This window comes from Kitasatospora sp. MAP5-34 (assembly GCF_029894335.1).
In the GTDB taxonomy this organism is placed as follows: Bacteria; Actinomycetota; Actinomycetes; order Streptomycetales; family Streptomycetaceae; genus Kitasatospora.
The window spans coordinates 109,336-135,651 of the sequence record NZ_JARXZC010000017.1; the positions used below are offsets into that span (position 1 = coordinate 109,336).

The 26,316-nt window shown below is 70.7% G+C and carries 21 protein-coding genes and 1 pseudogene; 15 read left to right on the top strand and 7 right to left on the bottom strand.

From position 1 onward, the window contains the following. Positions 1-4: 4 nt before the first annotated feature. The 12 genes from nuoI (at position 5) to P3T29_RS16575 (ending at position 13,974) form a co-directional block, all read left to right on the top strand. Positions 5-604 carry an NADH-quinone oxidoreductase subunit NuoI gene (gene nuoI / locus P3T29_RS16520; protein ID WP_280717219.1) on the top strand — a complete coding sequence of 200 codons (600 nt, stop codon included), beginning with the start codon at positions 5-7 and terminating at the stop codon, positions 602-604. Beyond that, the gene (locus tag P3T29_RS16525; RefSeq protein ID WP_280717220.1) at positions 601-1,500 is read left to right on the top strand and encodes an NADH-quinone oxidoreductase subunit J; all 900 of its coding nucleotides are present in this window, start codon (positions 601-603) and stop codon (positions 1,498-1,500) included. The genes nuoI and P3T29_RS16525 overlap by 4 nt, the downstream gene beginning before the upstream one ends. Continuing rightward, positions 1,497-1,796: an NADH-quinone oxidoreductase subunit NuoK gene (nuoK, locus tag P3T29_RS16530; protein WP_035798594.1), complete on the top strand. Its 300-nt coding sequence runs from the start codon at positions 1,497-1,499 to the stop codon at positions 1,794-1,796. Before P3T29_RS16525 ends, nuoK begins: the two co-directional genes overlap by 4 nt. Before the next feature lie 14 nt (positions 1,797-1,810). Then, positions 1,811-3,709 (top strand): NADH-quinone oxidoreductase subunit L, encoded by a 1,899-nt coding sequence (gene nuoL / locus P3T29_RS16535; protein WP_280717221.1) that lies wholly within the window; start codon positions 1,811-1,813, stop codon positions 3,707-3,709. A 34-nt stretch (positions 3,710-3,743) separates the two neighbouring features. Beyond that, complete coding sequence (locus P3T29_RS16540) at positions 3,744-5,360, top strand: NADH-quinone oxidoreductase subunit M (protein WP_280717222.1); 1,617 nt, start codon at positions 3,744-3,746, stop codon at positions 5,358-5,360. Positions 5,361-5,374: 14 nt separating this feature from the next. After that, positions 5,375-7,000: an NADH-quinone oxidoreductase subunit NuoN gene (gene nuoN / locus P3T29_RS16545; RefSeq protein WP_280717241.1), complete on the top strand. Its 1,626-nt coding sequence runs from the start codon at positions 5,375-5,377 to the stop codon at positions 6,998-7,000. Positions 7,001-7,240: 240 nt separating this feature from the next. Further along, complete coding sequence (locus P3T29_RS16550; protein ID WP_280717223.1) at positions 7,241-8,254, top strand: polyprenyl synthetase family protein; 1,014 nt, start codon at positions 7,241-7,243, stop codon at positions 8,252-8,254. Positions 8,255-8,314: 60 nt separating this feature from the next. After that, the gene (locus P3T29_RS16555; protein WP_280717242.1) at positions 8,315-8,974 is read left to right on the top strand and encodes a response regulator transcription factor; all 660 of its coding nucleotides are present in this window, start codon (positions 8,315-8,317) and stop codon (positions 8,972-8,974) included. A gap of 297 nt (positions 8,975-9,271) precedes the next feature. Then, on the top strand, positions 9,272-11,176 hold the full coding sequence (locus P3T29_RS16560) for a 2-oxoacid:acceptor oxidoreductase subunit alpha (RefSeq protein WP_280717243.1): 1,905 nt from the start codon (positions 9,272-9,274) through the stop codon (positions 11,174-11,176). After that, positions 11,169-12,212 carry a 2-oxoacid:ferredoxin oxidoreductase subunit beta gene (locus P3T29_RS16565; RefSeq protein WP_280717224.1) on the top strand — a complete coding sequence of 348 codons (1,044 nt, stop codon included), beginning with the start codon at positions 11,169-11,171 and terminating at the stop codon, positions 12,210-12,212. Before P3T29_RS16560 ends, P3T29_RS16565 begins: the two co-directional genes overlap by 8 nt. Before the next feature lie 130 nt (positions 12,213-12,342). Next, positions 12,343-13,308, top strand: a complete 966-nt coding sequence (rarD, locus tag P3T29_RS16570; protein ID WP_280717225.1) for an EamA family transporter RarD — start codon at positions 12,343-12,345, stop codon at positions 13,306-13,308. Between the two features lie 246 nt (positions 13,309-13,554). Further along, entirely contained in the window at positions 13,555-13,974 is a 420-nt protein-coding gene (locus tag P3T29_RS16575; protein ID WP_280717226.1) for a hypothetical protein, read from the top strand. Positions 13,975-14,012: 38 nt separating this feature from the next. Here P3T29_RS16575 and P3T29_RS16580 read toward each other — a convergent pair whose 3' ends face one another. Genes P3T29_RS16580 through P3T29_RS16590 form a run of 3 tightly spaced genes read right to left on the bottom strand, consistent with a single transcriptional unit; the run spans position 14,013 to position 17,138 of the window. Beyond that, positions 14,013-14,894 (bottom strand): ABC transporter permease, encoded by an 882-nt coding sequence (locus tag P3T29_RS16580; protein WP_280717227.1) that lies wholly within the window; start codon positions 14,892-14,894, stop codon positions 14,013-14,015. Next, positions 14,881-15,855: an ABC transporter ATP-binding protein gene (locus P3T29_RS16585; RefSeq protein WP_280717228.1), complete on the bottom strand. Its 975-nt coding sequence runs from the start codon at positions 15,853-15,855 to the stop codon at positions 14,881-14,883. The genes P3T29_RS16580 and P3T29_RS16585 overlap by 14 nt, the downstream gene beginning before the upstream one ends. Next, a complete protein-coding gene (locus P3T29_RS16590) occupies positions 15,855-17,138 on the bottom strand; it encodes a DUF2092 domain-containing protein (protein WP_280717229.1) in 1,284 nt (427 codons plus the stop codon). The genes P3T29_RS16585 and P3T29_RS16590 overlap by 1 nt, the downstream gene beginning before the upstream one ends. A gap of 154 nt (positions 17,139-17,292) precedes the next feature. Here P3T29_RS16590 and P3T29_RS16595 point away from each other — a divergent pair, with 154 nt between their 5' ends. Both P3T29_RS16595 and P3T29_RS16600 read left to right on the top strand, forming a co-directional pair. After that, entirely contained in the window at positions 17,293-19,875 is a 2,583-nt protein-coding gene (locus P3T29_RS16595) for a bifunctional FO biosynthesis protein CofGH (RefSeq protein WP_280717230.1), read from the top strand. A 280-nt stretch (positions 19,876-20,155) separates the two neighbouring features. Beyond that, on the top strand, positions 20,156-21,262 hold the full coding sequence (locus P3T29_RS16600; RefSeq protein ID WP_280717231.1) for an ADP-ribosylglycohydrolase family protein: 1,107 nt from the start codon (positions 20,156-20,158) through the stop codon (positions 21,260-21,262). Positions 21,263-21,335: 73 nt separating this feature from the next. Here P3T29_RS16600 and P3T29_RS16605 read toward each other — a convergent pair whose 3' ends face one another. From P3T29_RS16605 to P3T29_RS16615, 3 genes are all read right to left on the bottom strand, one after another. Continuing rightward, positions 21,336-21,533, bottom strand: coding sequence for a DUF397 domain-containing protein (locus tag P3T29_RS16605; RefSeq protein ID WP_280717232.1), 198 nt, complete (start codon positions 21,531-21,533; stop codon positions 21,336-21,338). Beyond that, positions 21,530-22,387, bottom strand: coding sequence for a helix-turn-helix transcriptional regulator (locus tag P3T29_RS16610; protein WP_280717233.1), 858 nt, complete (start codon positions 22,385-22,387; stop codon positions 21,530-21,532). Before P3T29_RS16610 ends, P3T29_RS16605 begins: the two co-directional genes overlap by 4 nt. Positions 22,388-22,819: 432 nt before the next feature. Then, a complete protein-coding gene (locus P3T29_RS16615; protein ID WP_280717234.1) occupies positions 22,820-23,560 on the bottom strand; it encodes a GPP34 family phosphoprotein in 741 nt (246 codons plus the stop codon). A gap of 359 nt (positions 23,561-23,919) precedes the next feature. On the opposite strand from P3T29_RS16615, the gene P3T29_RS16620 reads away from it, so the two are divergent. After that, positions 23,920-26,112 (top strand): serine hydrolase, encoded by a 2,193-nt coding sequence (locus tag P3T29_RS16620; RefSeq protein ID WP_280717235.1) that lies wholly within the window; start codon positions 23,920-23,922, stop codon positions 26,110-26,112. A 106-nt stretch (positions 26,113-26,218) separates the two neighbouring features. On the opposite strand, the pseudogene P3T29_RS16625 reads toward P3T29_RS16620, so the two are convergent. Beyond that, positions 26,219-26,316: pseudogene (locus P3T29_RS16625) on the bottom strand (dolichol-phosphate mannosyltransferase); the annotation flags it as partial.

The following is a 26,316-nucleotide window of genomic DNA, read 5'->3' on the forward strand; positions in this document are numbered from 1 at the left end:
CGACATGCCAGACTCCGACACCGGCCCTGACACCCCCGACAGGCCGTCGATCCTGGGCCCGGCCGCAGGCTTCGGCGTGACCTTCAAGGCCATGTTCAAGAAGCGGCTGACCGAGCAGTACCCGGAGCAGAAGAAGCCCACCGCCCCCCGCTTCCATGGCCGCCACCAGCTGAACCGGCACCCGGACGGCCTGGAGAAGTGCGTCGGCTGCGAACTCTGCGCCTGGGCCTGCCCCGCCGACGCGATCTACGTCGAGGGCGCGGACAACACCGACGAGGAGCGCTACTCGCCCGGCGAGCGGTACGGCGCGGTCTACCAGATCAACTACGCCCGCTGCATCCTCTGCGGGCTCTGCATCGAAGCCTGCCCGACCCGGGCACTGACGATGACCAACGAGTACGAACTCGCCGACTCCTCCCGCGAATCCCTGATCTTCACCAAGGAACAGCTGCTGGTCGGCCTCACCGAGGGCATGGTCGACGTCCCGCACTCGATCTTCCCGGGGGCCGACGAAGGCGCCTACTACCGGGGCGAGATCAACGCGGCGGCGCCCGGCACCGTCCAGCAGGAGCGCACGGACCGGGAGAAGGAGGTGCACTCATGACCCCCACGGGGATGACCTCCACCGGCGAAGCCGTACAGTTCTGGATCCTCGCCGTGATCGCCGTCGGCGGCGCGCTCGGCATGCTGCTGATGAAGAAGGCCGTGCACAGCGCGCTCTGCCTGGCGGCCACCATGATGGCCCTGGCGGTCTGTTACCTCGCCCAGGGCGCGGTCTTCCTGGGCATCGTGCAGATCGTCGTCTACACCGGCGCGATCATGATGCTCTTCCTCTTCGTGGTGATGCTGGTCGGCGTCACCTCCGAGGACTCGCTCAAGGAGCAGCTGAAGGGCCAGCGGGTGGCCGCCGTGATCTGCGGCCTCGGCTTCGGGGTGCTGCTGGTCGCGGGCATCGCGAACGCGAAGCTGAGCCAGTTCACCGGACTCTCGGCGGCGAACGCCGAGGGCAACGTGCAGGGGCTGGCCCGGCTGATCTTCACCAAGTACGTCTGGGCCTTCGAGGTCACCGGCGCACTGCTGATCACCGCCGCCATCGGCGCGATGGTGCTCACCCACCGCGAGCACGTGAAGCCGCCGGCCACCCAGCGCGAGCTGGCCGCCAAGCGGGTCAGGGACAACATCCAGGTGCCGCCGCTGCCCGCCCCCGGCGTGTACGCGCGGCACAACGCGGTCGACATCCCCGGCCTGCTGCCGGACGGCACCATCGCCGAGGACTCGGTGATGGCGACCCTGCGCGAGCGCGGCCAGATCCGCGACGTCAGCCAGGAGATGCTGCACCGGATGGCCGAGTTGGAGGGAAGTACGGCGGAGTGGCTCGGGCGTCCCCCGTCCGCGCGGCCGCCCGTGACGGGCCCGCGCAAGCAACTGGAGACCGTCCCGAACGCCGCGACATCGAACAACGCCGGCAACTCCGCCGAGAACGGGGAGGGTGGGGAGTGAACCCCGTCAACTACCTCTACCTGGCAGCTCTGTTGTTCACCATCGGTGCCTCCGGCGTGCTGATCCGGCGGAACGCGATCGTGCTGTTCATGTGCGTCGAGCTGATGCTCAACGCCTCGAACCTGGCGCTGGTCACCTTCTCCCGGCTGCACGGCAACCTGGACGGCCAGATCATCGCGTTCTTCACCATGGTGGTCGCGGCGGCGGAGGTCGTCGTCGGCCTCGCCATCATCGTGAGCATCTTCCGGACCAGGCACTCGGCTTCGGTCGATGACAGCAACCTGATGAAGCTGTAGGCGGAGGGCCCACGGTGAACTCTCTCATTCCGCTGCTCGTGGCAGCGCCGCTGGCCGGTGCTGCCCTGTTGCTGCTGGGCGGTCGCTACCTCGACCGCTTCGGCCACTGGCTGGGTACGGCTGCGGCCGCGCTCTCCTTCGCCTTCGGGCTGGTGCTGTTCGCGCAGATGTTGGGCCGGTCGACGGACCAACGCGCCATCCACCAGCACCTGTTCAGCTGGGTACCGGTGAACGGCTTCCAGGCCGACGTCTCCTTCCAGTTGGACCAACTGTCCATCACCTTCGTGCTGTTGATCACCGGAGTCGGCTCGCTGATCCACCTCTACTCGGTGGGTTACATGGCGCACGACGAGCGCCGCCGCCGCTTCTTCGGCTACCTCAACCTCTTCCTGGCCGCCATGCTGCTGCTGGTGCTGGCCGACAACTACCTGCTGCTGTACGTCGGTTGGGAGGGCGTGGGCCTGGCCTCGTACCTGCTGATCGGCTTCTGGCAGCACAAGCCCAGTGCCGCGACGGCCGCCAAGAAGGCCTTCCTGGTCAACCGGGTCGGCGACATGGGCCTGTCGATCGCGATCATGCTGATGTTCGCCGAGTTCGGTAACTTCACCTTCAGCGGGGTCTTCGGGACGGCTCAGCAGGCGAGTTCGGGCAAGCTGACGGCCATCGCGCTGATGCTGCTGCTGGCCGCCTGCGGCAAGTCCGCCCAGGTGCCGCTGCAGTCCTGGCTCGGCGACGCGATGGAGGGCCCGACCCCGGTCTCGGCCCTGATCCACGCGGCGACCATGGTGACGGCCGGCGTCTACCTGATCACCCGGTCCAGCGCCATCTTCAACCTCGCCCCCGACGCCCAGACGGTCGTGGTCGTGGTCGGCGCGGTCACGCTGCTCTACGGTGCGATCGTCGGTTGCGCCAAGGACGACATCAAGAAGGCGCTGGCCGGCTCGACCATGTCGCAGATCGGCTACATGGTGCTGGCCGCCGGGCTGGGCCCGATCGGGTACGTCTTCGCGATCATGCACCTGGTCACGCACGGCTTCTTCAAGGCCGGGCTCTTCCTCGGCGCCGGGTCGGTCATGCACGGTATGAACGACGAGGTGAACATGCGTCACTACGGCGGCCTGCGGAAGTACCTGCCGGTCACCTTCGTGACGTTCGGTCTCGGCTACCTGGCGATCATCGGCTTCCCGGGGCTGTCGGGCTTCTTCTCCAAGGACAAGATCATCGAGGCGGCCTTCGCCAAGGGCGGTACGGAGGGCTGGATCCTCGGCCTCTGCGCACTCGTCGGCGCGGCCGTCACCGCGTTCTACATGACCCGCGTGATGCTCATGACGTTCTTCGGCGAGAAGCGCTGGCAGGCCGACCCGGCGACGGGCGAGCAGCCGCACCCGCACGAGTCGCCGTCCACCATGACGCTGCCGATGATCGTGCTGGCCTTCGGCTCGGTCTTCGCGGGCGGGCTCTTCGCCTTCAACAGCTCCTTCGTCGACTGGCTGGCGCCCGTCACCGGCCACACGGAGGGCCACTCCCCGCTCTCGTCGATCGTCGTCACCCTGCTCACCTCGGCGGTCATGCTGGCGGGCGTCCTGCTCTCGTACCTGATGTACGGTCGCGCACCCGTCCCGGTCACCCCGCCGGTCGGCTCGCTGCTCACCCGGGCGGCCCGGCGCGACCTGATGCAGGACGAGCTCAACCACGCGCTGCTGGTCCGGCCCGGGTCCGCGCTCGCCGCCTCGCTGGTCTACCTGGACAGCAAGGCCCTGGACGGCTTCGTCAACGGCCTGGCCGCCACCGTCGGCGGCATCTCCAGCCGCCTGCGCCGCATCCAGACCGGCTACGTCCGGTCGTACGCGCTCTCCATGCTCGGCGGCACGGTCCTCCTGGTCGCCACCACTCTCCTGATGAGGTCCGTCTGATGGATTGCCGAAACCCACGGCAGGAGGGAAGGCCATGAGCTACCTGCTGACCGCCACCTGCGCCCTCCCGGCGGCCGGCGCGGTGCTCACCGCCGCGCTGCCCGCCGGATCCGACGAGGCGCGCCGCCGCACCACCAAGGCCGTCGCGCTCACCGTCTCGCTGGCCACCCTGGCGCTGGCCGCCGTCGTCGCGGCCCGGTTCGAACCGGGCGGGGCGCGCTACCAACTCACCGAGTCCTACAGCTGGATCCGCTCCTTCGGGATCAACTTCTCGCTCGGCGTGGACGGCATCGGCGCGGTGCTGATGCTGCTCACGGCCGTGCTCGTCCCGGTGGTGATGCTCGCCTCCTGGCACGACGCGGACCCCGCGCAGAACCCGGACGGCACCTTCGAGAACCGGCGGCGTACGCAGGCGTTCTTCGCGCTGATCCTGGCGGTGGAGGCGATGGTGATCGTCTCCTTCCTCGCCACCGACCTGTTCGTGTTCTACGTCTTCTTCGAAGCCATGCTGATCCCGATGTACTTCCTGATCGGCGGCTTCGGCGACCGCGCGGGCGGCCCGGACTCGGGCGCCCAACGCTCGTACGCGGCGGTGAAGTTCCTGCTCTACAACCTGCTCGGCGGCCTGGTGATGCTGGCGGCCGTGGTCGGGCTGTACGTGATCGCGCAGGGTCAGGGCTTCGCCACCTTCGACCTGCCGACGCTGACCAGTGCCATCGCGGACGGCAAGCTGGTCATCGACCCGACGGCCGAGAAGGCGCTCTTCCTGGGCTTCTTCTTCGCCTTCGCCGTCAAGGCCCCGCTCTGGCCGCTGCACACCTGGCTGCCGAACGCGATGGGCGAGGCGACCGCCGGAACGGCCGTACTGATCACGGCGGTTGTGGACAAGGTCGGCACCTTCGCGATGCTGCGGTTCTGCCTCGGCCTCTTCCCGCACGCCTCGAAGACCTTCGGCCCGGTGATCCTGGTGCTGGCGCTGATCGGGATCGTCTACGGCGCGCTGCTGGCGGTCGGGCAGAAGGACATCAAGCGCCTGGTCGCGTACGCGTCGATCTCGCACTTCGGTTTCATCATCATGGGCATCTTCGCCTTCACCAGCCAGGGCCAGACCGGCGCGACCCTCTACATGGTCAACCACGGCATCTCCACCGCCGCCTGGATGCTGGTCGCGGGCTTCCTGATCTCGCGGCGCGGCTCGCGCCTGATCGCCGACTACGGCGGCGTGCAGAAGGTCGCCCCGGTGCTCGCCGGCACCTTTCTGGTCGGCGGCCTGGCGACGCTCTCGCTGCCGGGCCTGGCGCCCTTCGTGAGCGAATTCCTGGTCCTGGTCGGGACGTTCACCAAGTACCCGGTGATCGGCATCATCGCTACCTTCGGCATCGTGCTCGCCGCGCTCTACGCGCTGCTGCTCTACCAGCGCACCATGACCGGCCCGGTCAAGGCCGGAATCGAGGGCATGGCCGATCTCAAGGTGCGCGAACTACTGGTGGTGGCACCGCTGGTGGCGCTGACGCTGTTCCTCGGCGTCTACCCGAAGCCGCTCACCGACATCGTCAACCCGGCGGTGGACGCCACGCTCTCCCAGGTCCACCAGACCGACCCGGCGCCGGCCCACCCGGTCGCCGCCACCTCCGGAGGTGAGCAGAAGTGAGCGCTGTCCACACCCTGTGGCTGGGCGCGGCGGGCGGCAACAGCCCGAGCATCCCGGCGCCGCACCTCGAGTACGGCCAACTCTCGCCGATGCTGGTGGTGTTCGGAGCGGCCGTGGTCGGCATCCTGGCCGAGGCGTTCCTGCCCCGCCGGTCGCGCTACACCGCGCAGCTGGTGATCTCGCTGGCCGGCCTGGCCGGCGCGTTCACCGCCGTCATCGTGCTCGCCGCGCAGGGGTACGGCACCACCAAGGCCGGGCTGCTGGCGATGGGCGCGGTGGCGCTCGACGGCCCGGCGCTCTTCCTGCAGGGCGTCATCCTGCTCTCCGCCTTCGTCGCCGTCCTGCTGTACGCCGAGCGGCGCCTGGAACCACGCATCAACGGCTCGGCGGTGGACGCCTTCACCGCTCAGGGCGCGACCGTCCCGGGCGGCGAGCAGGAGCGGCAGGCGACCACGGCCGGGTTCACCACCACCGAGGTCTTCCCGCTCACCCTGTTCGCGGTCGGCGGCATGCTGCTCTTCCCGGCCGCCAACGACCTGCTGACGATGTTCGTGGCGCTGGAGGTCTTCTCGCTCCCGCTCTACCTGCTCTGCGCGCTGGCCCGCAGGCGGCGGCTGCTCTCCCAGGAGGCGGCGGTCAAGTACTTCCTGCTCGGCTCCTTCGCCTCGGCGTTCTTCCTGTTCGGCACCGCACTGCTGTACGGCTACGCGGGCAGCGTCCGGCTCAGCGACATCGCCGACGCGGTCGCGGGCACCGCCCCGATCACCCCGGCGCTGGCGAACAGCACCCAGAACGACGCGCTGCTGCTGATCGGCCTGGCGATGCTCGCCGTCGGCCTGCTCTTCAAGGTCGGCGCGGTGCCGTTCCACGCCTGGACCCCGGACGTCTACCAGGGCGCCCCGACGCCCGTCACCGGCTTCATGGCGGCGGCGACCAAGACGGCGGCGTTCGGCGCGTTCCTGCGCCTCTTCTACGTGGCCTTCCCCGGCCTGCGCTGGGACTGGCGGCCGGTGATGTGGGGCGTGGCGATCCTCACCATGGTGGTCGGCGCGGTACTGGCCGTCACCCAGCAGGACGTCAAGCGGCTGCTCGCGTACTCCTCGATCGCGCACGCCGGGTTCATCCTGACCGGCGTGATCGCGAGCAACAAGCAGGGCGTCGGCGCGGTGCTCTTCTACCTGCTGGCGTACTCCTTCACCACCCTCGGCGCGTTCGCCGTGGTGACACTGGTCCGCGACTCCAAGGGCGAGGCGACCCACCTCTCCAGCTGGGCCGGGCTCGGCCGGCGTTCGCCGCTGGTGGCGGCGGTCTTCGCGCTCTTCCTGCTGGCGTTCGCGGGCATCCCGCTGACCAGCGGGTTCACCGGTAAGTTCGCGGTCTTCCAGGCCGCGGCGGCCGGTGGGGCGACGCCGCTGGTGATCGTGGGTGTGCTGAGTTCCGCCGTCGCGGCGTTCTTCTACATCCGGGTCGTCGTGCTGATGTTCTTCTCCGACCCGCAGCCCGGCGGCCCGGCGGTCGCCGTGCCCAGCGCGATGACGGCGATGGCCATCACGCTCGGGGTGCTGGTCACGCTGGGGCTGGGACTGCTCCCGCAGTACTTCCTCGACCTGGCGACGAAGGCCTCGGTCTTCGTCCGTTAGGCAGCTGATCAGCCACACACAGGGGCGCGGGGAACTGCGCGAAACCGGAAGGCACCAACCCGCAGCCTCCCGCTTCGCACGGTTCCCCGCGCCTCTTGAGGTCTCCCGGCACACGCGAGTGTGCCGGACCCGCACGCCAGTGCAGTGATCCATTCACGACCGGATACCCTCCTTGTATTGCCAGCGGGGCGGCACTCAGGGACCGGGCCGCAGAAACGACCAGGGACAGGAGTGGTCTTCGTGACCGTCGTGGGGCCCTTCGGGCTGAGCGTGCAGGACCGCGATCTGACCCGGGACGTCCAGGCCGGGATGGACGCTGTGGAGGCCTCGCTCGCCGAGGCGGTCAAGAGCGACGTCCCGTTCATCACGATCACCGCAAGCCACCTGATCGAGGCCGGCGGCAAGCGTTTCCGCCCGCTGCTGGTCATGCTGGCCGCGCAGTTCGGTGACCCGTACGCCCCCGGTGTGGTCCCGTCCGCCGTGGTCGTCGAGCTGACCCACCTCGCCACGCTCTACCACGACGACGTGATGGACGAGGCTCCCGTCCGCCGGGGCACCGCCAGCGCCAACTCGCGCTGGGACAACTCCGTCGCCATCCTCACCGGCGACTTCCTCTTCTCCCGCGCCTCCCAGGTGCTCGCCGAACTCGGCCCGGAGGCCGTCCGGATCCAGGCCGACGCCTTCGAGCGGCTGGTCACCGGCCAGATCCTGGAGACGGCCGGGACGGGCCCCGCCGACGACCAGCTGCAGCACTACCTCGACGTGATCTCCGGCAAGACCGGCTCGCTGGTCGCCGTCTCCTGCCGCTTCGGCGCGCTGATGGCCGGCGCCGAGCCGTGGGTGGTCGAGATCCTCACCCAGTACGGCGAGCGGATGGGCACCGCCTTCCAGCTCGCCGACGACGTGCTCGACATCGCCAGCGACGGCCACGAGTCCGGCAAGACCCCCGGCACCGACCTGCGCGAGGGCGTCCCGACCCTGCCCGTCCTGCTGCTCCGGCAGACGCCGGTGGACGTGGACAACCCCGAGGACGTACGGCTGCGCGAGCTGCTGGAACTCGACCTGGCCGAGGACGACCAGCTGCACGCCGAGGCCCTGCGGCTGCTCCGCCGTCACCCCGCGCTGGAGCGGGCCCGCCGGGAGACCCTGCGGTACGCCGAGGAGGCCCGCGCGCTGCTGGCCCCCCTCCCGGAGTGCCCGGCCAAGTCCGCGCTCCAGGGGCTCTGCGACGCGGTGGCAATTCGTACCATGTGACCGGACGCCGTAGGGAAGACTGGGCGGGTTGCCCGTGATCTTCCGAAAGGCCGTCCCATGCTGCGCGTCGTCATCGCCGAGGACTCCGTACTCCTGCGGGAGGGGCTGACCAGGCTGCTCACCGACCGGGGCCTCGAGGTGGTCGCGGGAGTGGGCGACGGCGAGGCCCTGCTGCGGACGATCCACGAACTGGCCACCGCCGACGCACTGCCCGACGTGGTGGTGGCCGACGTCCGGATGCCGCCGACCCACACCGACGAGGGCATCCGCGCCTGCGTGACCCTGCGCGGGCTGTACCCGCAGGTCGGCGTGCTGGTGCTGTCCCAGTACGTCGAGGAGCAGTACGCGAGCGAGCTGCTGGCCGGCTCCACCCGGGGCGTCGGGTACCTGCTCAAGGACCGGGTCGCCGAGGTCCGCGAGTTCGCCGACGCCGTCGTGCGGGTCGCGGGCGGCGGTACGGCGCTGGACCCGGAGGTGGTGCAGCAGCTGATCGGCCGCAGCCGCAAGAGCGACGTCCTGAGCGGGCTCACCCCGCGCGAACGGGAGGTGCTCGGGCTGATGGCCGAGGGGCGGACCAACGCGGCGGTCGCCAGGCAGCTGGTGGTCTCCGACGGCGCGGTGGAGAAGCACGTCAGCAACATCTTCCTCAAGCTTGGCCTGGCCCAGAGCGGGGAGGACCACCGGCGGGTGCTGGCTGTACTGACGTACCTCAACTCCTGACACCTTGGGGTCGCAGTTCCTCGCGCCCCCGGGCAATGCAACTGGCTCCAAGTGGGTACGGATCCCGGGTATGCGGTTGTTGAACCTGGTGCGCCGGAAAGCCGCCGACGATGTTGTTTGGCGCGAGTTCCGGCCTAGCGATCGTTGGCACGCTTAGGATGCGATCGGTGCACCAGGCGGACGGGGCACACGGCTCACGCCCGCGGCTGGTCGCCCACGAGGAGGTCCGCGGCAGTGACCAGTCAGGTGGATCAGTCCGAGGCAGTCGACGGTCCGGACGGGAACGGCGGGGCTTCGGTGCCCGCTGCTCCGCTCGGTGGAAGACAGGGGCCGGCCAAGCCGATCCGACGGCTGGACCGGGTGATCATCCGGTTCGCCGGGGACTCCGGTGACGGTATGCAGCTCACCGGCGACCGCTTCACCTCGGAGACGGCGTCCTTCGGCAACGACCTCTCGACCCTGCCGAACTTCCCCGCCGAGATCAGGGCCCCCGCCGGGACCCTGCCGGGTGTGTCCAGCTTCCAACTGCACTTCGCCGACCACGACATCCTGACCCCGGGCGACGCGCCGAACGTACTGGTCGCGATGAACCCGGCCGCCCTCAAGGCCAACATCGGCGACCTCCCGCGCGGCGCGGACATCATCGTCAACACGGACGAGTTCACCAAGCGGGCGCTGGCCAAGGTCGGCTACGCGGCCGACCCGCTGGCGGACGGCTCGTTGGAGGCGTTCCACCTGCACAAGGTGCCGCTCACCTCGCTGACGGTGGAGGCCCTCAAGGAGAGCGGGCTGGCCCGGAAGGACGCCGAACGGGCGAAGAACATGTTCGCGCTCGGACTGCTCTCCTGGCTCTACCACCGGCCGACGCACGGTACGGAGAAGTTCCTCCGGCAGAAGTTCGCCAAGAAGCCCGCCATCGCCGAGGCCAACATCAAGGCCTTCCGGGCCGGTTGGAACTTCGGTGAGACCACCGAGGACTTCGCCGTCTCCTACGAGGTCCCGCCGGCCGCGCTGGCCCCGGGTACCTACCGGAACATCTCGGGGAACCTGGCGCTCTCGTACGGCCTGATCGCGGCCTCGCAGCGCTCGGGCCTGCCGCTGTTCCTGGGCTCGTACCCGATCACGCCGGCCTCGGACATCCTGCACGAGCTGAGCCGGCACAAGAACTTCGGCGTCCGGACCTTCCAGGCCGAGGACGAGATCGCGGGTATCGGCGCGGCGCTGGGCGCGGCGTTCGGCGGCGCGCTCGGGGTGACGACCACCTCCGGGCCCGGTGTGGCGCTGAAGTCGGAGACGGTCGGGCTGGCGGTGTCGCTGGAACTGCCGCTGCTGGTGGTGGACATCCAGCGCGGCGGGCCGTCCACCGGTCTGCCGACCAAGACCGAGCAGGCCGACCTGCTGCAGGCGATGTTCGGCCGCAACGGCGAGGCGCCCGTGCCGATCGTCGCGCCCGCGACCCCGGCGGAGTGCTTCGACGCGGCGCTGGAGGCGGCCCGGATCGCGGTCACCTACCGGACGCCGGTGCTGCTGCTCTCGGACGGCTACCTGGCCAACGGATCCGAGCCGTGGCGCATCCCGCAGGTCGACGAACTGCCCGCGATCACACCGGACTTCGCCGACGGGCCGAACCACGTGCTGGAGGACGGCAGCGAGGTCTTCTGGCCGTACCAACGCGACCCGCAGACCCTGGCCCGCCCCTGGGCCGTCCCGGGCACACCGGGGCTCGAGCACCGGATCGGCGGTATCGAGAAGCAGGACGGCACCGGGAACATCTCCTACGACCCCGCCAACCACGACTTCATGGTCCGCACCCGGCAGGCGAAGATCGACGGTATCGCCGTACCACCTGCCGTGGTTGATGATCCGTCGGGTGAGGCCAGGGTGCTGGTGCTGGGATGGGGCTCGACGTACGGGCCGATCACGGCAGCCGTCCGGCGGGTCCGGGCGGACGGCGGTGTGGTCGCGCAGGCGCATCTGCGCAACCTGAATCCCTTCCCCGCCAACCTCGGTGCGGTGCTCAAGGGCTACGACAAGGTGATCGTGCCCGAGATGAACCTCGGCCAGCTCGCCCTGCTGCTCCGCGCCAAGTACCTGGTGGACGCCCAGTCCTACAACCAGGTGCGCGGACTGCCCTTCAAGGCGGCGCAGTTGGCGGACGTGCTGTGGGCGGCGATCGGGACACTGGAGGAGAACGATGTCTGACACCTTTCCGTCGCTGAAGCTGGTGCCGAAGGACGACCGGCCGCAGAGCGCGAAGGACTTCAAGACGGACCAGGAGGTCCGGTGGTGCCCCGGCTGCGGGGACTACGCGATCCTGGCCGCCGTGCAGTCGTTCATGCCGGAGCTGGGCATCCGGCGGGAGAACACCGTCTTCGTCTCCGGGATCGGCTGCTCCTCCCGGTTCCCGTACTACATGAACACCTACGGGATGCACTCCATCCACGGCCGCGCCCCGGCCATCGCCACCGGACTGGCCGCCTCCCGCCCCGACCTCTCCGTCTGGGTCGTCACCGGCGACGGCGACGCGCTGTCCATCGGTGGCAACCACCTGATCCACGCCCTGCGCCGCAACGTGAACCTCAAGATCCTGCTGTTCAACAACCGGATCTACGGCCTCACCAAGGGCCAGTACTCACCCACCAGCGAGGTCGGGAAGATCACCAAGTCCACTCCCATGGGCTCCCTCGACCACCCCTTCAACCCCCTCTCGCTGGCCATCGGCGCCGAAGCCACCTTCGTCGCCCGCACCATCGACTCGGACCGCCAGCACCTCACCTCCGTGCTGCGCGCCGCCGCCCGCCACCAGGGCACGGCCCTCGTCGAGATCTACCAGAACTGCAACATCTTCAACGACGGCGCCTTCGAGATCCTCAAGGAGCCGGCCACCCGCGACGAGGCCCTCATCCGCCTCCAGCACGGCGAACCCATCACCTTCGCCGATCACGGAGTCTTCCGCGACCCCGACGGCGAACTCCGCGTCGCCCCCGTCACCGACGCCAACCGTGACCAGGTGATCGTCCACGACGCCCACGCCCTCAGCCCCGCCCGCGCCTTCGCCCTCTCCCGCATCGCCGACGCCGACACGCTCCACCACACCCCCATCGGCGTCCTCCGCGACATCCAACGCCCCGTCTACGACACCCTGATGGCCGACCAGCTCGCCACCGCCACCAGCCAACACGGCCCCGGCGACCTCAGCACCCTGCTCGCCGGCAACGACACCTGGACCGTCGGCTGAGGCCGTCCGGCAGCCGGTTGTCAGGACTGTCAGGACCGTCAGGACCAAAACGCGAATACAGAGATGACAGGCCCGCCCTCCGCCCGTTACCGTCCCTCCGGTAGACCCACGCGCGGAGGGCAGGCCCGTCATGGCAGACAGTTCCCGGTCGGAGGATGGCAGAGCGGGCGGTACAGCGGACGGCCGGGGGGTCGGGTACGGCTTCGCCGCGTACGGGATGTGGGGGCTGTTCCCGCTCTTCTGGCCGCTGCTCGAACCGAGCACGGCCGACGACATCCTGGCCAACCGGATGGTCTGGTCGCTGGTGGCCGTCGTCCTGATGCTGCTCGTCCGGCGGAACTGGCGGTGGGTCCGCCCGCTGCTCGCCCAGCCCCGGCGGCTGGCGCTCGCCGCTGCCGCCGCCGTGGTGGTCTCCGTCAACTGGGGCGTCTACATCTGGGGTGTGAATTCCGGGCACGTCGTCGAGACCAGCCTCGGGTACTTCATCAACCCGCTGGTCACCATCGGGTTCGGCGTCCTGATGCTGCACGAGCGCCTGCGTGCCGCGCAGTGGGTGGCGGTCGGCATCGGTGCGGCCTCGGTCGTGGTGCTCACCGCCGGGTACGGGCGGCTGCCGTGGATCGCGCTCACCCTGGCCTTCTCCTTCGCGACGTACGGGCTGCTGAAGAAGAAGGTCGGCCTGGGCGGGATCGAGAGCTTCGCGGTGGAGAGCGCGGTGATGTTCCCGTTCGCGGCCGGCTACCTGGTCTACCTCGGCGTCACCGGCCACGGCACCCTGGGCCGGACGGTGCCCGGCTCGTACGGGCTGGGCCACTCCGGGCTGCTGGTGCTCAGCGGGCTGATATCGGCCGTCCCGCTGCTCTGCTTCGGCGCGGCCGCGATCCGGGTGCCGCTGAGCACGCTCGGGCTGCTGCAGTACCTGGCGCCGGTGTTCCAGTTCCTGATCGGCGTCACGGTGGCGCACGAGTCGATGCCACCCGCGCGCTGGGCCGGGTTCGCGCTGGTCTGGGCCGCCCTCGCGGTGCTGACGTACGACGGCCTGCGCCAGCTGCGGCAGACCCGTCGACGGGAAGCGGTGCCGGCCGTCGCGGGGTGATCGACGGGCGTCCCGTCGTGTGAACAACTCGTTGCCGGATCTCCTCAACCGCCCCCCGCTCCTGCTAACGTCCGGGGTGCCGCTGCTACACGCGTTAGAGCCTGTGTCTGAACCTGCGCCGGATCAGCGTGGGTCGTCTGGAGCGTGCGTGCCAGGCGGGCCGCGCCCGGCGCAGGTTCAGACACAGGCTCTTATGGGCACCCGCTCGGCGAGAACCGCCGACGGGCCCCAGGAGGAGGGGTTGCGATGGTCCACCTCACGGGACAATTCGCCCGGCCGTTCCGCCGCGTCGCCCCCCGCCCGGCTCCCCTCGACGGCACGGTGGCCGTGGCCGCCGGAGTCGTGCCGGCCGGAGTCGTGTTGAGAGTGCCGGCCGTGCGACGCGAGATGGACGCCGCTGAGACGGGCGAGCTGCTACTCACCTCCGTCGGGCGGAACGGTGACCCGGTGGCCATCCAGTGGCAGCGGCACGGGCGCCCGGCCATCGCGCTGGAGGCCCCGTACCGGCTGGACCGGGTGGACCTCAAGGGCTCGCACCGGGCCCGCCTGCACGGGCTCACCGCCGGGATCCGGCTGGTCTGCTCGGACTGGTCCCCGCTCTTCCTGATCGCCCCGGCCCAGCTGCCGGTACTGGCCTGTGCAGCGGCGACCTCCCGGGTGGGGTAGGGCCCCCGGGAGGTCGCGATCCTCAGACCGACCGGCCGCTACGCCGTGATGTCCCGGCTGGTGAAGCGGGCCCAGGCGGCCGAGCCGAAGACCGCCACGTAGAGGGCCTGCAACCCGAGGTTCTGCAGCACGTTGTCCCAGTGCATCGGCTGCCGCAGCAGGTCGCTGAAGCTCAGCCACTGATGGGTGAACAGGAACGGCTGGATCGCGTGCAACTGCGGGAAGGTGTCCAGGATCTGGACCAGCAGCACCAGCCCGACGGTAGTGGCCATCGCCGCGATCCCGCTGCCGGTCAGCGTCGAGACGAACAGCCCGATCGCCACCAGCCCGGCCAGTGACGCCGCGACCACGCCCGCCACCAGCAGCGCCCGCAGCAGGGCCGCCGCCAGTCCGATGGTGTCACCGGAGAGCAACGTGACCTGGCCCAGTGGGAAGAGCGCCGCGCCCGTCAGCAGGGCGGTCAGTGCCACCGCCAGCGTCGCGGCCAGGCAGAACGCCAGCGCGGCGGTGAACTTGGCCGCCAGCAGCCGGGTCCGCCCGGCGGGGGCGACCAGCAGGTACCGCAGGGTGCCGGTGCTCGCCTCGCCCGCGATCGAGTCCCCGGCCACCACGCCCACCGTCATCGGCAGGAAGACCGGCAGCGCGACGGCCAGCGCGGTGAAGACCAGGAACAGCCCGTTCTGGCTCACCTGCGCGATGAAGGCGGGCCCCTCGCCGGGGCCGCCGGTCTCCACCTTCACCACCACGCCGATCAGCACCGGCAGTGCGGCCAGGATGCCGAGCAGCGCGATCGTCCTCGCCCGGCGGAAGGTCAGCGTGAGTTCGCTGCGGAACAGGGCCAGGAATCCCACCGTCGTCTGCGTCCTCCGCTGCGGTAGCTGCGGCACCACCGTGAGCACCCCAGCCTCAGCCTGCGACATCGAAACCCTCTCCGGTCAGCGCCACGAAGGCGTCCTCCAGCGTGCCCCGCTCCACGCCGAAGCCGTGCACCCGCACCCCGGCCTCGACCAGGGCGGCGCAGAGCTTCGGCAGTTCGTCGTCCCCGAGCGAGCCGGTGACGCCGTCCACCCGGGCCTGGTCGGTACGGAGATCCGTCACCTGCCGCCCGCCCAGCACCTCGGCGGCCAGCGCCACGTCCGGTGTGCGGACCACCAGCCGCCCCTGGGCCCGGGCGGCCAGCTCGCTGACAGTGCCCTGGACCACCAGCCGGCCCTTGGACATCACCGCCGCGTGGGTGCAGACCTGCTCGATCTCGTCCAGCAGGTGCGAGGAGAGGAACACCGTGGTGCCCTCCGCCGCCACCTCCCGGACCAGCGAGCGGATCTCCCGCATGCCCTGCGGGTCGAGGCCGTTGGTCGGCTCGTCCAGCACCAGCAGCTCACGGGGTTGCAGCAGCGCCGAGGCCAGCCCGAGCCGCTGCTTCATGCCCAGCGAGTACGCCCGCGCCTTCTTGCCCGCCGCCGCCGTCAGCCCGACCCGCTCGAGCGCCTCGGTGACCCGCAGGGCGCGGGTGCGAGGGTCGGCGGTCGGGTCGGCCGCGTCGAACCTGGCGAGGTTGTCCCGGCCGGAGAGGTACCCGTACAGTGCCGGGCCCTCGATCAGCGCTCCCACCCGGGGCAGCACCGAGCCGACCGCCTGCGGCATCGGCGAGCCGAGGACCGTCGCCACGCCCGAGGTGGGCGCGATCAACCCCATCAGCATCCGGATCGTGGTGGTCTTGCCGGAGCCGTTCGGCCCGAGAAAGCCGAAGACACTGCCCCGGGGCACCGTCAGGTCCAGCCCGTCCACGGCGAGCTGTCCGCCCCGGAAGCGCTTGGTCAGACCGCTGGTGCGGATCACGTCGTCCGGAGCCGCCTGGCCCTGGGTGGGAGCGCCGGTCACTACTTCACCCCGGCGGCGCTCTGCAGCACCGGGAGCGTCACGGCACCGGCGAAGACCCGGCCGTCCGGGGTGATCAGGACGTTCAGCACCTTGGTGCTGATCAGCGTGCCGCCGTTGACCGGCTTGCCGAGCGCGCGGGACTGGAGGAGGTTCAGCGGCAGGCCCATGCTGTGGGCGCCGCTGCTGCGGCCCTTGGCGGTGCCGGCCGCCAGCCCGGCGGGCGCCTGGTCGCCGACGGTGGGCAGCTTGGTGCTGAACACCGTCGTCCAGCCCTCACCGATCACGTTGGAGTCGTCCTGCTGCCCGGGCGCGGCGGACCCGGGCTTCGCGCCATGGGCGGCGTTGACGCCGGAGTGCGTACCGGCCTCTGCGCCCATGCCCGTGCCCGTCCCGGACTCCTTCACCTTGGCGCCCTTCGGCACGGTGAACTGGAAGGTCTTGGCATCCGGCTTGGCGAACGACACCGAGCTGAAGTGCGTGTCCAGCACGGTGCTGCCGCCGGTGGACTTGACCACCACGGCCAGCGGGACGCCGTTGTCGGCGTCCACCGAGATCCGGACCTCGGCGATCGTCGAACCGGACTGCTTGGGCTTCACGCTCAGCTGGTACGCCTTCTGGCCGGCCACCGACGCCGTGCCGTCCACCGTGATCGAGGTGGTGTTCGCGCTCTGCGTCAGGAACTGCTGGGCGGCCTCCTGCGGTGTCGTCGGGACGCCCGTCAGGGGCTTGGCCTGCTCCGCCCTGCCCGTACTGTGCTGCCCCGTGCCGTGCTGCGGTGCCGTCAGGTGCACCGCCTGGTTGCTCGCGCTGTCCCAGGCCCAGACCTGGTTGCCGTTGTGCACCACCTCGTACCCGGACAGCTGGTCGACCAGGCCGACCCGCTGCCGGTCCGGGCCGTCCACCGCGACCTGCAGGGTGTGCTCGCCGCCCAGCAGCTCCGTCAGCTTGCCCTGCGGGTCGGCGCTGTTGCCGCCGGCACCACGGCCGCCGACGAGACCCCGGGCGGTGCCGAGCAGCTGCGTCGGCACACCGAGGTCGGTGGTCAGCTTGACCGTCCCGGACAGGGCCTGGACGTTCGAGCCGAGAGTCCTGGCCACCAGCTGCGCCGCCGTCACCGACGGCAGGCTCGGGGCCGAGTCGCTGGCCAGGGCGGGCACCAGCCCGATGCCCGTCGCGGCGACCGCGACCACCCCGACCGGCACCAGCACCCGGATCGCCGACCGCCGACCAGACCTGTACGGCGCGCCTTGCTCCACCATGACGTCCAACCCCTCCGTAGGCATCAACTCTCCTGTACTCAATTACAGGTCAAGGGACCCGGCCGGGGCATCGTCCTGGAGGGCCAGATCGTGTACACCCACGGGATCACAGGACCCTGACAGCTCCTCAGGGTCGGTGTACTCCCATCGGACGAAACCGGACGTATATCGTCACCCCATGGATGTAACGGACCCGCAGCACCCCGCCCCGACCGCCAACTCGATGCGGCGGGCGCTGAAGCGGGCGCGAGACGGTGTGGCGCTCGACCAGGGCGAGGCGGCGGTGCTGCTGCAGGCGCGCGGCGAGGACCTGCGCGCCCTGTGTGCCAGCGCCGCGCGGGTCCGGGACGCGGGCCTGGCGGAGGCCGGCCGGCCGGGGACGATCACGTACTCGAAGAGCGTCTTCATCCCGCTCACCAAGCTCTGCCGCGACAAGTGCCACTACTGCACCTTCGTCACCGTGCCGGGCAAGCTCCGCAAGGCCGGGCACGGGATGTACCTCTCGCCCGACGAGGTGCTGGAGATCGCCCGTCAGGGTGCCGCGCTGGGCTGCAAGGAGGCGCTGTTCACGCTGGGGGACCGTCCGGAGGACCGCTGGCCCGAGGCCCGCGAGTGGCTGGACGCGCACGGGTACGACGACACCCTCGCGTACGTCCGCGCGATGTCGATCCGGGTGCTCGAGGAGACCGGACTGCTGCCGCACCTCAACCCCGGCGTGCTGAGCTGGACGGAGTTCCAGCGGCTGAAGCCGGTCGCGGCGTCGATGGGGATGATGCTGGAGACCACCGCCACCCGGCTCTGGTCCGAGCCCGGTGGCCCGCACCACGGCTCGCCGGACAAGGAGCCGGCCGTCCGGTTGCGGGTGCTGGAGGACGCGGGCCGCAGCGCCGTCCCGTTCACCACGGGTGTGCTGATCGGGATCGGCGAGACGTACGAGGAGCGGGCGGACGCGCTGTTCGCGATCCGCCGGATCGCCCGGCAGTACCACGGCATCCAGGAGGTGATCATCCAGAACTTCCGCGCCAAGCCGGACACCGCGATGCGGGCCAGGCCCGACGCCGAGCTGGAGGAGCTGGCCGCCGTGATCGCGGTGACCCGGCTGGTCCTCGGCCCGTCCGCCCGGATCCAGGCGCCGCCGAACCTGGTGGACTCCGAGTACGAGCTGATCATCAGTGCGGGCATCGACGACTGGGGCGGGGTCTCGCCGCTGACGCCCGACCACGTCAACCCCGAGCGCCCCTGGCCGCAGATCGAGGAACTGGCCGAGCGGACGGCGGGGCAGGGATTCGAGCTGCGCGAGCGGCTCGCCGTCCACCCCGAGTACGTGCTGCGCGGCGAGCCGTGGCTCGACCCGCGCGTCCTGCCGCACGTCGAGGCGCTGGCCGACCCGGCCACCGGGCTGGCCCGTCCGGACGCGTACCCCGTCGGCCTGCGCTGGCAGGAGCCCGAGGACCTGCCGGTCTCGGCCGGCCGCACCGACCTGCACCGCACGATCGACACCGAGGGCCGCACCGCCGACCGCCGGGACGACTTCGACGAGGTCTACGGCGACTGGGAGGCGCTGCGCGAGCAGGTCGCCTCGGCCGCCCCCGAGCGGCTGACGGGCGACGTACGGGAGGCGCTCGCGGTCGCCGCCGACGACCCGGTCAAGCTGACGGACGACCAGGCCCTCGCTCTCTTCCACGCCGACGGCCCGGCGCTGGAAGCCCTCTGCGGGATCGCCGACGACGTGCGGCGCGCGGCGGTCGGCGACACCGTCACCTACTGCGTCACCCGGAACATCAACTTCACCAACGTCTGCTACACCGGCTGCCGGTTCTGCGCCTTCGCCCAGCGTCGGACCGACGCCGACGCCTACACCCTCTCGCTGGAGCAGGTCGCCGACCGGGCCGCCCAGGCCTGGAACGTCGGCGCCACCGAGGTCTGCATGCAGGGCGGCATCCACCCGGACCTGCCGGGCACCGCGTACTTCGACATCGCGCGCGCCGTGAAGGCCAGGGTCCCCGGTATCCACGTGCACGCCTTCTCGCCGATGGAGGTGGTCAACGGGGCTACCAGGAGCGGGCTTTCGATCCGCGACTGGCTCCAGCGGGCCAAGGAGAACGGGCTCGACACCATCCCCGGCACGGCAGCGGAGATCCTGGACGACGACGTCCGCTGGGTGCTCACCAAGGGCAAGCTCCCGGCCGCCACCTGGGTCGAAGTTGTCTCCACCGCCCACGAGCTGGGCATCCGCTCGTCCTCGACCATGATGTACGGCCACGTGGACACCCCCGCGCACTGGCTCGGGCATCTGCGGCTGCTCGCGCAGATCCAGCAACGCACCGGCGGCTTCACCGAGTTCGTCACGCTGCCGTTCATCCACACCAACGCGCCGGTCTACCTGGCGGGCATCGCCCGGCCGGGCCCGACCATGCGCGACAACCGCGCCGTGGTCGCGATGGCCAGGCTGCTGCTGCACACCCACATCCCCAACATCCAGACCAGCTGGGTCAAGTTGGGCGCCGAGGGTGCGGCCCAGATGCTCCGCTCCGGCGCCAACGACCTCGGCGGCACCCTGATGGAGGAGACCATCTCCCGGATGGCCGGCTCGGCGTACGGGAGTTACAAGTCCGTCCGCGACCTGGAAGCCATCGCCGAGGCGGCCGGCCGCCCGCACCGCCAGCGCACCACCACCTACGGCGAGGTCCCGGCCGAGCGCCGGGCGGCGGCGCTGGCCTCCGACGGGCACCTGCCGGAGCTGCTTCCTCTGCTCGAGTGAGCGCCGGCCAAAGAGGGACGCGGGGACCGAGCGAGATCGGAAGGCGACGACCTGTGCCCTCCCGTTTCGCGCAGTTCTCCCCCAGCCTTCGGCCGGGAGGTACCCCCACGCGCCCCTGTTGTGGTTGCCCGACCTGCCATCAGGTGAACGTACGGCCAACAGTCGATTGACGGGCTGGTATTCGAGTCCCGAAGGGTGATCGGATCGGCCATTCGAATACAGTGCGGGGGCGCTCCAAGGCGCGCTCGACGAGTGCCAGGACGAAAGGTTCCGACCCGTGATGCCACTGTGGTCACGCGCGCAGCAGCAGGACTTCCGCAGCCGGGTGCGGGGCTGTCTGCTGGGCGGGGCGATCGGTGACGCGCTGGGTGCCGGGATCGAGTTCGAGTCGCTGGAGAAGATACGCGCGACGCACGGCCCGGCGGGGGTGACGGGCTACGTGCCCGCGTACGGGCGGCGCGGGGCCGTCACCGACGACACCCAGATGGTGCTGTTCACCGTCGACGGGCTGATCCGGGCCCACATCCGCCGCGACGGCGGCAGTTGGCACCCGCCCACCGACGTGCACCACGCGTACCTGCGCTGGGCCGCCACGCAGCACGACTGGGGGCCGGACGAGCGTCGCGGTGACCTCGGCTGGCTCGGCGGCCAGGAGTGGCTCTACGCCCGGCGGGCGCCGGGCCAGGGCTGCCTCTCCGGCCTCACCGGCCCGGACGCCGACCGGATCGGCACCCTGGAGGCCCCTCGCAACCCGCACTCCAAGGGCTGCGGGACGGTGATGCGGGCCGCGCCGTTCGGCCTGCTGACGGCCTGGGAGCCCGGACTGGTCTTCCAACTGGCCGTCGAGTGCTCGGTGCTGACCCACGGGCACCCGACCGGCTACCTCTCGGCCGGCGCCCTCGCGGTGATCGTCCAGGCGGTGGCCCGGGGCGGCACCCTGGAGGAGGGGGTGCACCTGGCGCTGGCGCTGCTCTCCGAGCGCCCGTCCCACGAGGAGACCACGGCGGCGCTGCGGGCGGCGCTGGACGCCGTACGGGCGGGGGAGCCGTCGGCCGAGCGGGTCGAGCAGCTGGGGGAGGGCTGGGTCGCCGAGGAGGCGCTGGCGATCGGCGTGTACTGCGCCCTGGTCGCGCACGACGTGACCTCCGGTCTGCTGCTGGCGGTCAACCACTCGGGGGACAGCGACTCCACCGGGTCGATCTGCGGGCAGCTGCTGGGTGCCCTGCACGGTGAGACGGCACTGCCACCGGCCCTGCTGGCGGAGCTGGAGGGGCGCGGGACACTCCTGGAGCTCGCCGACGACTTCGTCCTGGAACTGCTGCACGGGCCCGAGCTGCACAGCGCCGAGCACCCGACGGCGTGGGCGGAGCGCTACCCGATCCGGTGAGCTGCCCGATCCGGTGAGACGTGGTGCCCGCCGCCGGTAGCACGGCGGGCACCTGGGAGCGACCAGCAGTGGTTCAGACCTCGCCGAAAACGCCGGTGCCGGCGGCCACGGCGAAAGCTGCCCAGGCCTCCTTGGAGAAGTGCAGCCGGGGGCCCTCGGGGTCCTTGGAGTCACGGACGGCGATGGTGGCCGAACTCGGCACGGCGATCTCGACGCAGGCGCCGTTGGGCCCGCTGTGGGTGCTCTTGCGCCAGGTCAGGTTGGTGGTCATCTCTTGTACCCCTCTGCACAGTTGACTATCAGTGACCGGCTGTCCACGACGCTGAGCGCCGCAGCCCGCAGGTGGTCGTAAAGATTGGTATATCGGCGGACGTCGGCCTCCTTCTCGAGATAGAGGTCGCTCGTCACTCCTTCGAAGTAGACGACTGTCGAATCCGCCGACTCCGGGAACTCCATCAGGGAGAATGTCCCGGTCATGCCGGGATGGGCACCGTGGGCGAACGGGATCACCTGGAGGTTGATGTTGGGCCGCTCGCTCAGCTCCAGCAGCTGGAAGAGCTGATCGGCCATCACCTCGGTACCGCCCACCTCCCGGCGCAGGACCGCCTCGTCTATGACGACCCAGAGGCTGCCGAGCTGGTCCTCGCCGAATATCCGGCTCTGCCGCTTCAGCCGGACGTCCACCCGGCGCCTGATCGCCCCGGTGTCGTAGTCGGGCGAGCTGCCCTGCACGACGGCCTCGGCGTAGGCACGGGTCTGCAGCAGCCCCGGGATGAACGACGACTCGTACGCCCGGATCGAGGACGCCTCCGCCTCCAGCCCGATGTAGACGCTGTACGGGATGTCGCCGAACTCGTGCCACCAGCCGCGCTGCCGGGACTCCCGGGCCATCTCCATCAGCCCGGCCCGCACGCGTTCGTCGGCGACCTCGTAGACCTCGCAGAGGTCGCGGACGTCACGCTGGCTGATGCTGCGTCGGCCGTTCTCCAGTCTGCTGATCTTCGACTGGGAGACCATCAGGCGACCGGCGACCTCTTCGGCCGTCATGCCCCTCAACTCACGCAGGCGCCGCAGTTCGGCGCCGAGACGGCGTCTGCGAACTGTCGGATTGATGTTGGCGGACACATCGACCTCCGGCCGGACCTCTGACGCGCCCACGAGCGGTGCGCCTCGGAACAGTGTGGAAATTGGTACCAACCCCCCTGACTTGGAGCAGCATGTCATCTCGGCTCACACGGGCGCCGGGGAATCGCGCCAGCACACTAGAACAGATCATCGGAAAACCCCCTAAACGGGATCACCCGGCTTGCGCCCGGCCCGCCGAACCGATATAGAGCAACCGGCCTCCCCGGGCCGCCTCGAAGGCGGCCGGGCCGGGGCGCATCCCGAGGACTCGCGCATCCCGGGGACCGGTACATCCTGAGAACCCGTACGCCCCGAGGACCCGTACGCCCCGGAGACGGCGACAGGGCGGTCCGTCCCGGCAACCGCGTGCCGGGCGAACCGCCCTGAGGTGCTCTACAGGCTCAACGACGCACACCGTTCATCGCGACGAAGTCACCTCGCGCCCACCTGAGTGGCCACGCCACGGCTTCCGGCGGCCGTCCTGGCGACCGCAGGGCGGCCACCGCCGACAGGAGCCGCACCGGCGGCCGGTTGACGCCCCTGCTGGGCCGGCAGGCCGTTCTGCACGTCCATGACGGCGTGCGCGACCATCCCGCCGAGCGGGTCGTACCGGATCAGGTCGCGCAGCCGCGACCGCGACGACCTTCCCTCGTTGCCCGGGTAGAGGTGCTTGCCCAGGCCCACCGCATGCGCCAGGGCGGCCAGGGCGGCCGTCCGGGGGTCCGGCGGCACGCCGGTCCGGATGGCGGTGTCCAGACGCTGCTTGATGGCGGCGTTCGTGCAGTCGTCCGACGCCTGGTAACGCGTCGTCGGCAGCACGCCGCACACCTGGCCCGGCACAGCCGTCACCATGCCGCACCTCTCCAGGTGCGCCAGGTACGTCTGACGGAGCCCCAGCCGGGGCCCGCCGATCCAGTGCGCGGCCCGCACCGGGCTGCCACGACGGCGCAGCAGTTCCAGTGCGTGGTCCAGGGTCGGGTCTCCGGTCGGTCGTGGCAGCACCACGGCGATCCGGTCTCCGTCCGGGACGATTCGTCCGGCCAGGGACAGCTCGACGAGCTGTGCCCCGGCGAGTCCGAGGTCGAGGGTCTGCGGCTGCGCTGTGGTGCCCGTGGTCGGGTCCAGAGCGAGCAGCAGGAGTTCCTCGGGAATTGTTCGGCGGCTCTTGCCCATCCAAGCCTCCCCGCGTGGATGAATGACAGAGTGACGCCTCTCACAGCGGCTTGTCGAGTACGCCTCCGAATCGTGACCTTGGCCTGACAGGAGGGAACCGCCGCCGGTCGGCCCCGCGTCCCTCCCTGGGAGTGACCGAACGCGGCGCCGGCTGGGAGAATAAGGGCCGGTCGGGTGGGGTGCGGCGCCCGGAACGGCCGCCGGTGCCCGAGACTGTGGAGCTACGGGTGCGCGGCGCGAAGGCAGCCCGCGCGATTTTGATATCCGGCATGTTGATATTCAGTAGGGCGGCCCGGTGCGGGCCGACCGGGCTCAAGCGGGTCGGCGGCCGGCTGGGCGGACGAGGAGGATGGGTAATCGTGGGTGAGTCCCCCGACACTGTGCGACGCGACGGGGAAGCAGAGGCGGTGGTGCCGGTGGCACCGGCCGAGCGGGCGGCCGCCGGCAAGGATCGCGGCAGCTCGACGGTGCAGCTGAAGGTCCGCGATGTGGACAGTCACACCAAGATGCTCCGGCTGCCGGTGGACAACGCGACCACCACACTGCGGGTGCCGACCGAGACCGCTGAGGCCGCTGAGGCCGAGGCAACCGAGGTGACCAGCGAGGATGCTGGGACCGACACCGAGTCGGAGCAGTCCGCCACGACGGCTGAGCCCGCAGCCGAGCCGGTGGACGAGTCTGCGGACGAGCCCGCCGCGAAGCCGACCGGGGTCGACCCGCGTCTCGCCATGCGAGACGGCCGGGAGTCCGCCGGTGCCGCGCTGAAGACCTTGGAGAAGCCGTCGGCCGATGAGCCGTCAGCCGACGATTCGACGGCTGATGAGTCGGCAGCTGAGGAACTGTCGGCTGACGAGCCCGAGACGGAGGAGGCCGACGACCTCGACACGGCCGCCGACCTCGACGCGCCCGACACGCCCGACACGCCGGACGAGCCTGAAGCCGCCGACCTCGACGCGGCCGACGAGCCGGCCGAGCCCGAGTCGGCCGAGTCTGCGGAGTCCGCCGAGCCGCCGGCCGAGAAGCCCGCCGCCGGTACGGTCCCGGAGCCGCCCGCCGAGCCGGAGCCGGAGCCCGCCCCGCTCCCGGAGCCCGAACCCACGCCCACCCCCGAACCGGTCCCGGCGCCGAAGCCCCGGCCCCTCCCCGAGCCGACCCCGACCCCGGAGCCGCTGCCCGTCCCGGACCCGGTCGCCCCGCCGACCCCGGCGCCCGCTCCCGTGCCCGCGCCGGTACCGCCCGTCCCGGTGCCGGTACCCCCGCCCGCGCCGATGCCCGCGCCCGAGACCACCTCCGAGGCGATGGAGGTGCTGGCCGCGCTCAGTGCCCGGCCGGTCTCGCCGCTGCGCCGGGCGCTCAAGCGGATCACCATCTGGACGGTGTTCCTGGGCCTCGTCCTGGGCGTCGCGGTGGTGGCCCAGCTGCTGCGCCCGCTGCCCGACCCGAAGACCAGGCTCTCCCTCTCCGGTTCGTACACCTTCGCCGGTGACGCGCTGAACCTCCCCTGGCCCGGTAAGGGCCAGGCCACCGCCGAGGTGGTCGGGGTGGGCACGCTGGGCAGCTCGGGGCCGGAGACACCCGCGCCGATCGCCAGTGTCACCAAGGTGATGAACGCGCTGCTGATCCTGCAGGACCACCCCCTCAAGAAGGGGGAGAGCGGCCCCAAGCTCACCGTGGACAAGCAGGCCGCCCAGGAGTCCAGCGACGCCGACCAGTCCCGGGTCACCCTCACCGAGGGTCAGCAGCTCACCCAGTACGAGGCGCTGGAGATGCTGATGCTGCCGTCGGCGAACAACGTCGCCCGGTTGCTCGCCCGCTGGGACGCCGGCACCGAGGACGCGTTCGTCAAGAAGATGAACGCCCAGGCGGCGTCGCTCGGGATGACCAACACCACGTACGCCGACCCGGCCGGCTACAACAACGACACCAAGAGCACCGCCAAGGACCAGCTCAAGCTGGCCGAGCTGGTGATGCAGAACGAGGTGTTCCGGCAGGTCGTGGCCACCCCCGACACCAACTTCAACAACCAGCGGATCTACAACACCAACTACCTGCTCTCCCCGAAGAACGGTGTCATCGGGGTCAAGACCGGCTCCAGCACCCCGGCGGGCTCCTGCCTGATGTGGGCGGCGGTCAAGGACATCGGCGGCACCCAGCGGATGATCCTCGGCGTCACCCTGGGCCAGCCACCGACCACCACCGACAACATCCTGAAGGCGGCCCAGACCGTCAGTCAGAAGATCATCACGGCCTCGCAGAACGGCCTCACCGGCCAGACCCTGGCCAAGCAGGGCGAGACCGTCGGCTACGTCGACGACGGTTTCGGCGGCAAGGTCGCGGTCGTGGCCGCCAAGGACCTCACGGTGGCCGGCTGGACCGGCGTCACCGCCAAGGTCACCCTGGACGGGACGAAGCTCGGCCACGCGGTCAAGGCCGGCACCCAGGTGGGCACCATCACCGCCGGGGAGGGCGACGGGAAGACCGAGGTCCCCGTCACCCTGAAGACCGACCTCGCGCCGCCGTCGATCATGTCGCGTCTGCTTCGGATGCTCTGACCCCGGCCCGCAACGACCGAGTCCCCGCCCTCCGGAGGGCGGGGACTCGGTCGTGTTCCGGTGTATTCCGGTTTCACTCGAACGGGTTACTTCTCGTTGCTTCTTGTTACTTCTTGCCGGTGAGCTTGTTGATGCGGGAGGTGATGCCCCAGCCGGTGACGCGGAAGAGGGCTTCGATGAGGATGTTGCGGCTCATCTTGGAGG

Coding starts and splice junctions, on each gene's coding strand:
- nuoI (WP_280717219.1), top strand. CDS start 5: ATGCCAGACTCCGACACCGGCCCTGACACCCCCGACAGGCCGTCGATC.
- P3T29_RS16525 (WP_280717220.1), top strand. CDS start 601: ATGACCCCCACGGGGATGACCTCCACCGGCGAAGCCGTACAGTTCTGG.
- P3T29_RS16540 (WP_280717222.1), top strand. CDS start 3,744: ATGAGCTACCTGCTGACCGCCACCTGCGCCCTCCCGGCGGCCGGCGCG.
- P3T29_RS16565 (WP_280717224.1), top strand. CDS start 11,169: ATGTCTGACACCTTTCCGTCGCTGAAGCTGGTGCCGAAGGACGACCGG.
- rarD (WP_280717225.1), top strand. CDS start 12,343: ATGGCAGACAGTTCCCGGTCGGAGGATGGCAGAGCGGGCGGTACAGCG.
- P3T29_RS16575 (WP_280717226.1), top strand. CDS start 13,555: ATGGTCCACCTCACGGGACAATTCGCCCGGCCGTTCCGCCGCGTCGCC.
- P3T29_RS16580 (WP_280717227.1), bottom strand. CDS start 14,894: ATGTCGCAGGCTGAGGCTGGGGTGCTCACGGTGGTGCCGCAGCTACCG.
- P3T29_RS16590 (WP_280717229.1), bottom strand. CDS start 17,138: ATGCCTACGGAGGGGTTGGACGTCATGGTGGAGCAAGGCGCGCCGTAC.
- P3T29_RS16595 (WP_280717230.1), top strand. CDS start 17,293: ATGGATGTAACGGACCCGCAGCACCCCGCCCCGACCGCCAACTCGATG.
- P3T29_RS16600 (WP_280717231.1), top strand. CDS start 20,156: ATGCCACTGTGGTCACGCGCGCAGCAGCAGGACTTCCGCAGCCGGGTG.
- P3T29_RS16605 (WP_280717232.1), bottom strand. CDS start 21,533: ATGACCACCAACCTGACCTGGCGCAAGAGCACCCACAGCGGGCCCAAC.
- P3T29_RS16615 (WP_280717234.1), bottom strand. CDS start 23,560: ATGGGCAAGAGCCGCCGAACAATTCCCGAGGAACTCCTGCTGCTCGCT.